General features: G+C 58.5%; 10 protein-coding genes and 1 other RNA gene. 4 read left to right on the forward strand and 7 right to left on the reverse strand.

The features are described from left to right. Genes KGP22_RS08895 through KGP22_RS08905 form a run of 3 tightly spaced genes read right to left on the reverse strand, consistent with a single transcriptional unit; the run spans position 1 to position 2,558 of the window. Positions 1-1,182, reverse strand: coding sequence for an acetyl-CoA C-acetyltransferase (locus tag KGP22_RS08895; protein WP_223581939.1), 1,182 nt, complete (start codon positions 1,180-1,182; stop codon positions 1-3). A 9-nt stretch (positions 1,183-1,191) separates the two neighbouring features. Further along, positions 1,192-1,848, reverse strand: a complete 657-nt coding sequence (locus tag KGP22_RS08900; protein ID WP_149366726.1) for a CoA transferase subunit B — start codon at positions 1,846-1,848, stop codon at positions 1,192-1,194. A 2-nt stretch (positions 1,849-1,850) separates the two neighbouring features. Further along, positions 1,851-2,558: a CoA transferase subunit A gene (locus KGP22_RS08905; RefSeq protein WP_223581942.1), complete on the reverse strand. Its 708-nt coding sequence runs from the start codon at positions 2,556-2,558 to the stop codon at positions 1,851-1,853. 140 nt (positions 2,559-2,698) lie between these two features. Here KGP22_RS08905 and KGP22_RS08910 point away from each other — a divergent pair, with 140 nt between their 5' ends. Beyond that, positions 2,699-3,601, forward strand: a complete 903-nt coding sequence (locus KGP22_RS08910; RefSeq protein WP_188035094.1) for a LysR family transcriptional regulator — start codon at positions 2,699-2,701, stop codon at positions 3,599-3,601. 19 nt (positions 3,602-3,620) lie between these two features. On the opposite strand, the gene aroH is transcribed toward KGP22_RS08910, so the two are convergent. Continuing rightward, positions 3,621-4,667, reverse strand: coding sequence for a 3-deoxy-7-phosphoheptulonate synthase AroH (gene aroH / locus KGP22_RS08915; protein ID WP_008500645.1), 1,047 nt, complete (start codon positions 4,665-4,667; stop codon positions 3,621-3,623). 152 nt (positions 4,668-4,819) lie between these two features. Further along, positions 4,820-5,653 carry a pyruvate, water dikinase regulatory protein gene (locus KGP22_RS08920; RefSeq protein ID WP_023311315.1) on the reverse strand — a complete coding sequence of 278 codons (834 nt, stop codon included), beginning with the start codon at positions 5,651-5,653 and terminating at the stop codon, positions 4,820-4,822. A 335-nt stretch (positions 5,654-5,988) separates the two neighbouring features. Here KGP22_RS08920 and ppsA point away from each other — a divergent pair, with 335 nt between their 5' ends. The 3 genes from ppsA (at position 5,989) to KGP22_RS08935 (ending at position 12,380) form a co-directional block, all read left to right on the forward strand. Continuing rightward, positions 5,989-8,367, forward strand: a complete 2,379-nt coding sequence (gene ppsA, locus KGP22_RS08925) for a phosphoenolpyruvate synthase (RefSeq protein ID WP_223581944.1) — start codon at positions 5,989-5,991, stop codon at positions 8,365-8,367. Positions 8,368-8,600: 233 nt separating this feature from the next. Next, positions 8,601-10,001: an MFS transporter gene (locus KGP22_RS08930; protein WP_223581946.1), complete on the forward strand. Its 1,401-nt coding sequence runs from the start codon at positions 8,601-8,603 to the stop codon at positions 9,999-10,001. Between the two features lie 3 nt (positions 10,002-10,004). Continuing rightward, positions 10,005-12,380, forward strand: a complete 2,376-nt coding sequence (locus KGP22_RS08935; protein ID WP_223581948.1) for a glycoside hydrolase family 3 N-terminal domain-containing protein — start codon at positions 10,005-10,007, stop codon at positions 12,378-12,380. Positions 12,381-12,384: 4 nt separating this feature from the next. Here the strand turns inward: KGP22_RS08935 and rprA are convergent. Together rprA and ydiK are read right to left on the reverse strand one after the other, a co-directional pair. Next, an RNA gene (rprA, locus tag KGP22_RS08940) (antisense sRNA RprA) lies at positions 12,385-12,492 on the reverse strand. Between the two features lie 208 nt (positions 12,493-12,700). Next, a complete protein-coding gene (ydiK, locus tag KGP22_RS08945) occupies positions 12,701-13,816 on the reverse strand; it encodes an AI-2E family transporter YdiK (RefSeq protein ID WP_223581950.1) in 1,116 nt (371 codons plus the stop codon). Positions 13,817-13,843 lie beyond the last annotated feature (27 nt).

Raw genomic sequence — 13,843 nt, forward strand, 5'->3', positions numbered from 1 at the left:
TTAACGTTCAACGGTGAGGGCGATGCCTTGCCCGCCGCCTACGCACAGGGTGACGAGTCCTTTTTTAACGTCACGGCGCTGCATTTCGTATAGCAGCGTCACGAGGATGCGGCAGCCGGAGGCGCCAATCGGATGGCCCAGGGCGATAGCGCCGCCGTTAACGTTCACCTTTCGCTCATCCCAGCCGAGCTGCTTGCCCACCGCCAGCGCCTGCGCGGCAAAGGCTTCATTGGCTTCAATGAGGTCCACGTCATCGAGCGTCCAGCCCGCTCGTGCCAGCGCGGTCTGGCAGGCGCTGACCGGACCGATGCCCATCACCGACGGATCAACGCCCGTCACGGCGTAACTCACGATGCGGCCCAGGATCGGCAGTCCGCTCGCCCGTGCGTTTTCGCCGCTCATCAGCAGCACCGCAGCGGCACCGTCGTTGAGCGTGGAGGCATTTCCGGCCGTGACCGTGCCTTCCTCCTGCAAAAAGGCGGGGCGCAGCTGCGCAAGCTGCTCAGCGGTGGTGCCTGGCCGGGGCTGCTCGTCACGGCTGACAATAAGCGGAGGCTTTTTACCCTGTTTCACCGTCACCGGCGCAATCTCCGGGGCAAAACGACCCGCTTCGGCGGCGGAAGCCGCTTTCTGCTGCGACCGGGCAGCGAAGGCGTCCTGCTCTTCGCGTGAAACGCCAAACTGCCGGGCGACGTTTTCAGCGGTGATCCCCATGTGGTAATCGTTGAACGCATCCCACAGGCCGTCCGTAATCATGCTGTCCTGCAGGCCCGTATGGCCAAAACGCAGCCCTGAACGCGCGCCGTCCAGTAGATAGGGGGCGTTGCTCATGCTCTCCTGACCGCCTGCGATAATCGCGTCCGCGTCGCCGCAGCGGATCGCCTGCGCGGCGAGCTGAACCACTTTCAAGCCCGCGCCGCAGACCAGGTTGACCGTTGTCGCCGGCGTGCTGACGGGCAATCCGGCGGCGATGGCCGTCTGGCGCGCAGGGTTTTGTCCGCATCCCGCCGTCAGCACCTGGCCGAAAATCACCTCGTCTATCGTCTCTGCTGGAAGACCGCTGCTTTCAAGCAGACGATGAACCGCGACGGCTCCCAGCTCGGCCGCAGAGAGGGGCGCGAGCGATCCGCGAAAACTGCCAATGGGGGTTCGCGTGGCCCCGACAATCATGACCTCTTTCATGGTGAGTCCTCAGCTAAAGCGCATCTCGCGAACGTCGTCCGCCACAATCATTTTTCCGGCCGTCTTAGCCGCTATTTCGTCGATACTGACGCCGGGGGCGTATTCCCGCAGGATGAACGCGCCGTCCGCGATCTCGAGCAGCGCGAGGTCGGTTAAGACCCGGCGGATACAGCCCGCCCCCGTGAGCGGCAGCGTGCAGCGCGACAGTAGCTTTGACTCACCGCTTTTCGACGCGTGGGTCATCACCACAATGATGTTCTGCGCTCCGGCGACGAGATCCATCGCGCCGCCCATACCCTTCACCATCTTTCCGGGGATCATCCACGAGGCGATATTGCCTTCGACATCCACCTCAAACGCGCCCAGCACAGTCAGGTCAACATGGCCGCCACGGATCATGGCAAACGACTGGGCCGAGTCGAAAATGGCCGCGCCCGTCCGTGCGGTCACGGTCTGTTTACCGGCGTTGATCATGTCCGCATCAAGGCTCTGTTCGTCAGGAAACGCGCCCATCCCCAGCAGTCCGTTTTCCGACTGAAGCATCACGTCCATTCCTTGCGGAATGTAGTTCGCCACCAGGGTAGGAATACCGATCCCCAGGTTGACGTAATATCCGTCGCGCAGCTCGCGGGCGACGCGCATGGCCATCTGTTCACGGGTTAACATCGTCACACTCCTTCCGCGCGCAGGGTGCGCTGTTCAATACGTTTTTCAAACTGGCCGACAATCAGCCTGTCGACGTAAATGCCCGGGGTATGAATGGCCGACGGGGGCAGCTCGCCCGGGGGAACAATCTCTTCCACCTCGACGACCGTTATCCGGCCCGCCGTTGCCATCAGCGGATTAAAATTTTGCGCGGTATGCCGGTAGACGACGTTACCGTACCAGTCCGCTTTCCAGCCCTTGATCAGCGCGAAATCACCGGTAATGGCTTCTTCGAGGATGTAGTGCTTACCGGCAAACTGGCACACGTCTTTGCCGGTAGCCACGGGCGTGCCGTAGCCTGTGGCCGTGTAAAATGCCGGGATACCCGCACCGCCCGCGCGCACCTTTTCCGCCAGCGTGCCCTGAGGCGTGAGTTCAATCTCCAGTTCGCCGCTCAGCACCTGCTGCTCGAACAGCGCGTTTTCGCCGACGTAAGAGGCCACCACTTTGCGAACCTGCCGCGTCTCAAGCAGAAGCCCGAGACCGAAGCCGTCCACGCCGCAGTTGTTTGATACCACCGTCAGATCTTTCACCTGACGGCGTCTGACCTCTGCAATCAGGTTCTCCGGAATACCGCACAGGCCGAAGCCGCCCGCCAGCAAAGTCATTCCGTCCGTCAGCCCATCCAGCGCCTGCGCATAGCTGTCGACGCGCTTATCCAGTCCCGCCATCGTCATTCCTCCTCTTAACCGTGGCGGTATCATTAGGGGCGGCGACTCATTTGTTAATTTTGAATTTGTGACCCACTCATTTGGTTTTTTTATTAATTTCCTGTTAACTAAATTTTTTCAATTAGTTAACAAGGTGAAAAATGAGAATGAGTGTCAAACAGTTACGCGCGTTTTTAGCGGTAGCTCACACTCTCAATTTCGCGCACGCCAGCGAACGACTGAATCTTTCCCAGCCGGCCCTGAGCCTGACGATTAAAGCGCTGGAGGACGCGCTCGGCGGACCGCTGCTGCAGCGGAGCACGCGCAAGGTCGCGCTGACGCAGGAGGGCGAGACGTTTTTGCCGATGGCGCGCCAGCTGCTTGCCGACTGGGATAACGTCGAAGAGGCGATGCACCAATGCTTTACCCTGCAGCGCGGTAAAATTTCGGTTGCGGCCATGCCGTCGTTTGCCGCGAACGTCCTGCCCGAGGTGCTGAAAGCGTTTCGCGATCGTCATGCCGGGATTAACGTCACCGTGCATGACGTTATCAACGAGCAGGTGATAGAGATGGTGCGGGAAGGGCGCGTGGAGATGGGCATCGCCTTTGAGCCCGCGCCCACGCACAACCTGCTGTTTACCCCGCTGGGTCTCGACCGCTTTGTTGCCATTGTGCCGAAAGATTCCTTGCTGGCGGGCAAGAAGCGCCTTACATGGGAAGCGCTGCTGACGCTGGATTTCATCACCCTGCAGCGCCCCTCGGCGGTACGTCTGATGATGGAGGAGGAGCTGGCGCGAAGCGGCAGAAAGCTGGACGTGGCGCTGGAGAGCCATCAGCTGGTTACGGTCGGGCGAATGGTCGCGTGCGGGCTGGGCGGCAGCGCCGTTCCGGCGCTCTGCGAGGCGCAGATGACGGCGCTGGGCGCGGTCTGTATTCCGCTGGATAACCCGCCGATTGAAAAGTGCATTGGGGCGATCCATCCCGGGCACACGCAGCTCTCAAAAGCGGCGCATGCCCTGCTGGAAACGCTGAAGGATTTTTATCAGCCGGGTCAGGCGGTGTGACCCGGCTGACCCGCATGCTTCAGAAGCGGGTATCTACTGCTGCAGCCAGCTTCTCCAGCAGCAGCTCGCTGTCTTCCCAGCTCAGGCACGGGTCGGTGATCGACTGGCCGTAAACCATCTGCTGTCCGGCAACGATTTTCTGCGTGCCTTCCTTGATGAAGCTCTCGGCCATAATCCCGGCAACGGCGGTCGAGCCGCTGCGGATCTGCTGGCAGATCTCATCGCAGACGTCCAGCTGGCGGCGATGCTGCTTCTGGCAGTTGCCGTGGCTGAAATCCACTACCAGATGTTCCGGCAGGTCGAATTCGGCCAGGGTTTCACAGGCCGCCGCAATATCTTGTGCATGGTAATTCGGTTTCTTCCCGCCGCGCATAATGATGTGCCCGTAAGGGTTACCGCTGGTCTGGTAGATGGTCATATGACCGCTTTTATCCGGCGACAGGAACATATGGCTGGCACGGGCCGCGCGGATGGCATCAACCGCAATACGGGTGTTGCCATCGGTCCCGTTTTTAAAGCCGACCGGGCAGGAGAGGGCGGAGGCCATCTCGCGGTGGATTTGGCTTTCGGTGGTGCGTGCGCCAATTGCGCCCCAGCTGATCAGATCGGCGATAAACTGCCCGGTCACCATATCGAGAAACTCGGTTGCCGTCGGCACGCCCAGCTCGTTGACCTGCAAAAGCAGCTTACGCGCCAGCTCGATGCCGTGGTTCACGCGATAGCTGCCGTTGAGGTCAGGATCGGAGATCAGCCCTTTCCAGCCCACCACGGTCCGCGGTTTTTCAAAGTAGGTGCGCATAACAATCTCAAGGCGGTGCTGATACTTATCCCGCAGGCCCTGAAGCCGTTTTGCATAATCCATCGCGGCATCCAGGTCGTGGATGGAGCAGGGACCAATCACCACCAGAAGACGCTTGTCTTCACCATTGAGGATTTTTTCAATGCGGCGGCGGGAGGCCGTCACGTGTTCCGCAACGGCAGCGGAAACAGGATGCCGCTGGGCCAGTTCAGCCGGCGTAACCAGGCTGTCAATGCGCGCAGTGCGGAGTTCATCGGTTTTATTCATGGAATGTCTCAGAAAATTTTTGCTTCATCGGCAGACTACCGGGAAGTGATGGGCATCACCTTAAACCAATCCCTGCTGATTTCAAGTTCGGGGCGACACCGCCCCGTGGTTGCCGATGATGATACCTGAATCTGAGTTAATGTACTAGCATATTAGTACATGCGGCGGTTTAGCCCCATGATGTCGAGAATTTTTGTGGCAATTTCTTCCACCGAATAGTTGGTGCTGTTCAGCCATGGGATCTGATTTTTGCGGTACAGGGCTTCCACTTCGGAGACCTCCATCCGGCACTGGCGCATGGAGGCGTAGCGGCTGTTCTCGCGGCGCTCTTCGCGGATAGCGGCAAGGCGCTCCGGATTAATGGTCAGCCCGAACAGCTTGTGCTGCAGCGGCTTGAGGGCAGCGGGCAGCACCAGGTTATCCATATCGTCAGCGATAAACGGGTAGTTGGCGGCGCGAATGCCGAACTGCATCGCCAGGTAGAGGCTGGTCGGCGTTTTGCCGCAGCGCGACACGCCAAGCAGGATCACCTGCGCCTGGTCGAGATTGCGCAGCGAGATACCGTCGTCGTGCGCGAGGGTGTAATCGATGGCGGCAATACGCGCGTCGTACTTGGTCAGGTTGCCGGGGTTCAGCCCGTGGGTACGGTGGGCGATAGGCGTCGGGTCGAGCTTCAGCTCGCTTTGCAGCGGAGCCACCAGTGCCTGCACGATATCCTGGCAGAAGCCTTCACTCTGCAGAATGATGGAGCGAATCTCGGGGATCACGATGGAGTAGAACACCAGCGGGCGGACGCCGGTCTGCTGGTAAATGGCGTCGATCTGGTCCTTTACCGCTTTGGCGCGACTCTCATTTTCGACAAACGGCAGCGTAATGCTGTTGATCGATACGGGAAACTGCGACATCACCGCGTGTCCCAGCACCTCGGCGGTGATCGCCGTACCATCAGAAATATAAAAAACGTGACGATCGACAGCACTATCCATTTTACCCACCCTGAATATCAGACGTAATTGTCTGAAAGCATAAATTAAAAAAGTAATTTACACAGCAAAGAACTTATCCTAATTATGAGTGAAACACTGTTTTTGATTTTCCTGAAAAGTGGATTTCATTTTTCAAATAGCGACTTTATTTTTGGGGTTTCTGGCTGAATATAGAGGAATCATCGGGTTAATCGTTGATGGGAAAGTATCCGAAAAGTTGAAATTTTAAATTGCTTACACGATTCACCGTTTTTTTAGCGGAAATAAATATGCCAGTATAAAAACGTAGTCAGGTGTTACTTACTCCGATCAAATATCACAAAAGGATTGTTTCGATGTCCAACAATGGCTCGTCACCGCTGGTGCTTTGGTATAACCAACTCGGCATGAATGATGTAGACAGAGTTGGGGGCAAAAATGCCTCCCTGGGTGAAATGATTACAAACCTCTCGGGTATGGGTGTCTCCGTACCGAACGGGTTTGCCACCACCGCCGATGCCTTTAACCTGTTTTTAGACCAGAGCGGTGTTAACCAGCGCATTTACGACCTGCTGGATAAAACGGATATTGATGACGTCACCGAGCTTGCCAAAGCCGGGGCGCAGATCCGCCAGTGGATCATCGACACACCTTTCCAGCCGGAACTGGAAAAAGCCATTCACGACGCGTACAACCAGCTCTCCGCTGACGATGCGCAGGCTTCCTTTGCCGTACGTTCCTCTGCGACCGCGGAAGATATGCCGGACGCCTCGTTTGCCGGACAGCAGGAAACCTTCCTGAACGTCCAGGGTTACGATGCGGTGCTGGTGGCGGTGAAGCACGTGTTTGCTTCCCTGTTCAACGACCGTGCCATCTCCTATCGCGTGCATCAGGGCTACGACCATCGCGGCGTGGCGCTCTCCGCTGGCGTACAGCGCATGGTGCGCTCGGACGTGGGCTCATCCGGCGTGATGTTCTCCATTGATACTGAATCCGGCTTCGACCAGGTGGTGTTTATCACCTCCGCGTGGGGCCTGGGTGAGATGGTCGTGCAGGGTGCGGTAAATCCTGACGAATTCTATGTTCATAAGCCTACGCTGGCCGCTGGCCGTCCGGCGGTAGTGCGCCGCACCATGGGTTCAAAGAAAATCCGCATGATCTATGCCCCGACGCAGGAGCATGGCAAGCAGGTTAAAATTGAAGACGTACCGCAGGAACAGCGCGACCGCTTCTCCCTGACCGACGCTGAAGTTCAGGAGCTGGCGAAGCAGGCGGTGCAGATTGAAAAACACTACGGCCGTCCGATGGACATCGAATGGGCGAAAGACGGTAACACCGGCAAGCTGTTTATCGTGCAGGCGCGTCCGGAAACCGTCCGCTCTCGCGGCCAGGTGATGGAGCGTTATACGCTGCATGCCCAGGGCAAAATCGTGGCGGAAGGCCGTGCTATCGGTCACCGCATCGGTGCCGGTCCGGTCAAAGTGATCCACGACATCAGTGAGATGAACCGTATTGAGCCAGGCGACGTGCTGGTGACCGACATGACCGATCCGGACTGGGAACCGATCATGAAGAAAGCGGCGGCTATCGTCACCAACCGCGGCGGTCGTACCTGTCATGCGGCGATCATTGCCCGCGAGCTGGGTATTCCTGCGGTTGTCGGCTGCGGTGATGCCACCGAGCGCATGAAGGACGGCCAGAACGTGACCGTTTCCTGTGCCGAAGGCGATACCGGCTACGTGTATGCCGATATCCTCGACTTCAGCGTGAAGAGCTCCAGCGTGGACAATATGCCGGACCTGCCGCTGAAGATCATGATGAACGTCGGCAACCCGGACCGCGCGTTCGACTTCGCCTGCCTGCCGAACGAAGGTGTAGGCCTGGCGCGCCTGGAATTTATCATCAACCGTATGATCGGCGTCCACCCGCGTGCGCTGCTGGAGTTTGACGACCAGGATCCGAAGCTGCAGAACGAAATCCGCGAGATGATGAAAGGCTACGACTCGCCGAAAGAGTTCTACGTCGGCCGTCTGACCGAAGGGATCGCGACGCTGGGTGCCGCTTTCTATCCGAAACGCGTGATTGTGCGTCTGTCTGACTTTAAGTCTAACGAATACGCCAACCTGGTAGGCGGCGAGCGTTACGAGCCGGAAGAAGAGAACCCGATGCTGGGCTTCCGCGGGGCCGGACGCTACGTGTCCGACAGCTTCCGCGACTGTTTCGCGCTGGAGTGCGAGGCGGTGAAGCGCGTGCGCAACGACATGGGGCTGACCAACGTCGAAATCATGATCCCGTTTGTGCGTACCGTCGATCAGGCGAAAGCCGTTGTTGACGAGCTGGCGCGTCAGGGTCTGAAGCGCGGCGAGAACGGGCTGAAGATCATCATGATGTGCGAAATCCCGTCCAACGCCCTGTTGGCCGAGCAGTTCCTGGAACATTTCGACGGCTTCTCTATCGGCTCGAACGACATGACGCAGCTGACGCTGGGTCTGGACCGTGACTCCGGCGTGGTCTCTGAGCTGTTCGACGAGCGCAACGAGGCGGTGAAAGCGCTGCTTTCTATGTCCATCCGCGCGGCGAAGAAGCAGGGCAAATACGTCGGGATTTGCGGTCAGGGTCCATCCGACCATGAAGACTTTGCCGCCTGGCTGATGGAAGAGGGGATCGATAGCCTGTCCCTGAACCCGGATACCGTGGTGCAAACCTGGCTGAGCCTGGCGGAACTGAACAAGTAACGCCACGCTGACCCGAAAAGGCGAGGATATTATTCCTCGCCTTTTTTATTTCATTTGTTATTTGCTCCCCATCACAAATAAAGTAAAAAACTAAATATCATAATTTGCCTGTTAATTTAGACAATTGTTAGCGCGCAATGCGTTGCTAATACTTGAGCCTTACTGCGCATTTCTCTTTCAATGATGCGCAACTGGTTGAAATACGTTTTAACCTGATAAAAAGGCAAATAACAATGACACTCTCCTCTGTATTGCGTACCAAAGATAAAATAGGTTATGGCCTAGGTGATATGGCCAGCGCGCTGGTCTGGCAAACGGCAACGTTATTTCTCGCTTATTTTTATACAGACGTTTTTGGGCTTCCCGCCGCGATTATGGGTACCATGTTTTTAGTGGTGCGCGTGGTCGATGCGTTTGTCGACCCGTGCATTGGCGCGCTGGTTGACCGCACACAGACGCGTCACGGACGTTTCCGTCCCTGGCTGCTGTGGTTTGCGATCCCGTTTGGCGTGAGCTGCCTGATCACCTTCTATGTGCCGGACGTTGGTCCAACGGCAAAAATCGTCTATGCCTGCGTGACCTACGCAATTTTAAGCCTGATTTACTCCGCGATTAACGTGCCTTACTGCGCCATGCCCGGCGCGCTGACGCTGGACCCGCGCGAGCGTCATTCTCTGCAGTCGTGGCGTTTTGGCCTGTCGTTTATCGGCGGGTTGATTGTGACGGTTATTGCCCTGCCGCTGGTCTCATTGTTAGGCCAGGGCAACGTGCAGAAAGGCTATTTCTATGCCATGAGTCTGATGGGCCTGCTGGGAATCGTTCTGTTCTTCTGCTGTTTCCTGATGACCCGCGAGCGTTATTCGCCGCGCAATGATACCTCCGGCTCGATGCTCACCGATTTAAAACTGCTGGCCGGGAACAGCCAGTGGCGTATTGTGTTCCTGTTTAATATTTTGCTGTTAACGGCGGTGGTGACGCGCGGTTCCGCCACGATGTATTACGTGAACTATGTGCTGTTGCGCCCGGATCTGGTTTTTGCCTTTATTGTTTCCGGCATGGTGGCCTCCCTAAGCGGCGCATTATTATCTGAACGGCTGCTGGGAAAATTTGACCGCGTGCGCGCCTATCAGTGGACGATAATTTCCTTCGTGATTTTTGGTGCGCTGATTTTCTTCCTGCCGCCTTCGCAGGTGTGGCTGATCTTTGGCCTCAACATCGTCTTTAGCTTTATTCAAAACCTCACCACGCCGCTGCAGTGGACCATGTTCTCCGATGTGGTCGACTACGAGGAGCATCGCAGCGGTCGCCGCCTGGACGGGCTGGTCTTCTCCACCGCGCTGTTTGCCATCAAATTTGGCCTGGCGCTGGGCGGCGCGGTCGTCGGCTGGGTGCTTGGCATGGTGGATTACGCCCCGGGACAGGCAACCCAGGCGCCGGGCGTTCTCTCGACCATCAACGCGCTGTTCACCCTCATCCCTTGCGCGCTGTTCCTCTGCATGGTCGCGCTGCTGGCCATCTACAAGCTTAACAGCCGGCTGGTGGATTCCATCGCCCGTGAGCTAGCCAGCAAACGTGAAGTCAGACCCGAAGCGGGGCAGCTCAGCCCGTCAACCCCTTCCGCACTACAGGAGTAAAACATGACAGCTATCTATAAGGACGCGGGACGTCCCGTGCACGAGCGCGTCGCCGATTTACTGGCGCGTATGACCCCGGAAGAGAAGTTCGCCCAGATGCACGCGTACTGGCTGATCCTCGATGAAAACGGTAACCACCGCGAGCGCAGCGATCTCAGCGATGAATTCGCCGGCGTGAGCGAGCAGGCAGCGCTAGGCGAACGGTTAAAGCTGGGCGTCGGGCAGATCACCCGTCCGCTCGGTACCCATATCGTTGACGCGAAAACCGGCGTCCGCGCCGCGAACCGCCTGCAGCGGATGATGATGGAGGAGACGCGTCTCGGCATTCCGGCCTTGTTCCATGAAGAGTGCCTGGTGGGGCTACTGTGCAAAGACGCTACGCTGTTCCCGTCGTCGCTGAACTACGGTTCGACCTGGGATCCTGAACTGGTACAGCGCGCGGCGGAGCAGATCGGTAAAGAGGCGCGTTCCGTCGGCTGTCAGCAGGGGCTGGCGCCGGTGCTGGACGTTTCCCGCGACGTGCGCTGGGGGCGAACCGAGGAAACCTTTGGGGAAGATCCGTGGCTGGTGGGGGTGATGGCAACCGCCTACGTGAAAGGCTTACAGGGCGATAATCGCGACCTGCTGGCGACGCTCAAGCACTACGTGGGCCACTCGTTCAGCGAAGGGGCGCGCAACCACGCGCCGGTACACCTGGGGTTCAGCGAGCTGAATGACACCTTCCTGCTGCCGTTTGAAATGGCGGTGAAGCTGGCCAATGCCGGGTCGGTGATGCCCGCCTATCACGATATCGACAATCAGCCGGGGCACAGCGACAGCTTCCTGCTGACTACCCTCCTGCGCGAACAGTGGGGATTCGATGGGATTATTGTCGCGGACTACGGCGGCATCAGCCTGCTGCACCAGCATCACGGGATTTCCCACGATGCGGCGGAATCCGCCGCGCTGGCGTTCAACGCGGGGCTGGACGTTGAGCTGCCGAAAGATGACTGCGCGCGGCATCTGGCAGACGCCGTGGAGCGCGGGCTGATCTCTATGGCGAAAGTGGATGAGATCGTGGCGCGCGTGCTGACGGAAAAATTCCGCCTGGGCCTGTTTGAAAAGCCGTACGCGGATGAGAACGGTATCGATCTGCAAAACAACATGACCCGCCAGATCGCGCGGGAGGTGGCGACGAAATCGCTCACGCTGCTGGAAAATAAAGGTATTTTCCCCCTGGGCGGTAAGCCCCGCGTGGCGGTGGTGGGGCCGACGGCAGACGATCCGCTGGCGTTACTCAGCGGCTACAGCTTCCCGGTGCATCTGATCATCAGCGATATGGTGGAAGAGACCTCGCAGGTCACGACCCCGCGCGCGGCGCTGGAACAGTATCTCGGTGCATCGAACGTCCGCTATGCCAAAGGGTGCCACATCATCGAGAAACGGATGGCGGGTGCGCCGGTCTTCCCGGGCGACAGCGGCGGCAAGCCGATGCAGCAGTCGCCGGTCTCGCAGAGTACCGCCCTGATCCCCGAGGCCGTGAACGCGGCGCAGGAGAGTGACGTGGTGGTGGCCTGCGTGGGCGATCTTGCCGGGCTGTTCCAGAGCGGAACCGTGGGGGAAGGTTCCGATACCGATTCCCTGAACCTGCCGGGCGTGCAGCAACAGCTGCTGGAAGCGCTGGTGGCGACGGGCAAACCGGTGATCGTCGTGATGACCGGCGGGCGCCCGTACAACCTTCAGAGGCTGGAGGATAAGGTCGCGGCGCTGCTGGTGGCGTGGGCGCCGGGGCAGGAAGGGGGCTGGGCGATTGCGGACGTGCTAACGGGACGCGCAGAGCCGCAGGGCCGTCTGGTGGTGAGCGTGCCGAAAAGCGCCGGGGCCATGCCGTATTACTACAATCACAAGCTCAAAAGCGGCGGCACGCCGTTTGCGTTCCACTTCGGTTCACGTTATCCGTTTGGCTTCGGCCTCGGCTGGACGACCTTTAGATGGGGCGCAGCCCGCCTCGCCGAAAGCAGCGTGCCGGTTGACGGCGAGGTGACGCTGAGCGTAGATATTGCCAATACCGGGGAACGCAGCGGCAGCGAGGTGGTGCAGGTTTACGTCAGGGATAAGGTCGCCACCCAGGTACGACCTCTTCAGGAGCTGAAAGCCTTCCAGCGCGTCACGCTCTCGCCGGGCGAATCCGCCACGCTCAGCTTTACGCTACCGGTAGAGATGTTCAACTTTACCCGCCGGGACGGGAAGCGCATCGTTGAGCCGGGCGAGTTTGAACTGCAGGTTGGCGCATCGTCGGCGGATATCCGCGAGGCGGTGACGGTCAATGTGACCGGGGAAACGCGGGTGCTGCCAGCGGAGTGGCGGATGCTCAGTGCCTGTGAGGTTAAGCGCGCGTAGTCAGGATAAAAAAAGCCCATCGTGGGAGATGGGCAAAGACTACACACAGCAATTCGTTGTTTCACTCAGGGGATTTCCATGCTTATAAATCAAGGTGTTGATTTATAACCGTGTGCTAATAGTAGGCATGTCATCTTTGAGCGTCGATCGGATTCGTCTCAATAGTTAAAGAGACGTAAAGATTTCTTGAGGTTAAGAGCAGAATGAGTGCATGAATAGCGGGTCTGACCAGTGTGCAACGAATAAATACTTTAACGCTGCTAAAGTATTGTGAGGGAGAATGTAGACCGGGTGCGCGTTAGCGCCACCCGGCAAAAAACTTAATTGGTGTTTTTCTCTTCCAGCTCTTCCAGTTCGCTCAGAATCACGTCCGGGTCGGTTCCCGGCGGCGGAATTTCATGCACCCAGGCGGAGAACAGACGCCATGTGACGGCGAGCAGCACCGGGCCAATAAACAGGCCGATCATGCCAAAGGCAATCAGTCCGCCAATGACTCCGGAGAGGATCAGGATCAGCGGCAGGTCTGCACCCATGCGGATGAGGATCGGACGAATGACGTTATCCATGGTGCCGACCACGCAGCTCCAGACCAGCAGCACCGTTCCCCACGTGGTATCACCCGTCCAGTAGAGCCAGATAATACTAGGGACCAGCACCAGCAGCGGTCCCAGTTGCGCAAGACAGGTCATCAGCATGACAACGGTGAACACGGTGGCGTACGGTACGCCGGAAATCGCCAGACCAATACCGCCCAGCACCGCCTGTACCAGCGCGGTCACCACCACGCCCAGCGCAACCGCGCGCACGGCCTGCGCAGCCAGCAGTACCGCAGCGTCACCGCGTTTGCCCGCCAGGCGGGTGGCGAAGTGACGAACGCCTAAAGCCACCTGCTCGCCGCGCCAGTAGAGCAGGGCGCTGAAGAGCAGCATCAGGGTACAGTGCATCATAAATCGGCCGATATGCGCCGCCTGACCCACAAACCAGGTGGTAGTGGTGCCAATATACGGGCGGACTTTTGCCATTAGCGCGCTGCCGCCCATCTCCAGCAGGCTATGCCAGCCGCTGTAGAGCTTAGCGCCCACCACCGGAATGCTGTTCAGCCAGGCGAGATCCGGCAGCGTCAGGTCACCGCTGCTAATGGCGCGAATAACGGGGCCACTGGAATCCACCAGGCTATTGACCAGCAGGGCAATCGGAATAATAAACAGCAGGAACAGCAGGAGCGTCATGACCAGCACGGCTAACCCGCGGCGGCCAAACAGCAGCTTCTGCAAGCGCAGCAGCAAAGGCCACGTGGCAACGACAACGGTCGCAGCCCACGCGAAGCCGAGAATAAAGGGTTGAACAATCCACAGACACGCAATAATCATGAGGGCAAGAAACAGCACCGACAGCAAAATTTGCGCAACATCCCTGGGCTGGCGAAGATTGACCATAAATGAAACTTTCCTTAAAAGAACGCC

The organism is Enterobacter sp. JBIWA005 (assembly GCF_019968805.1).
Lineage (GTDB): Bacteria > Pseudomonadota > Gammaproteobacteria > Enterobacterales > Enterobacteriaceae > Enterobacter > Enterobacter vonholyi.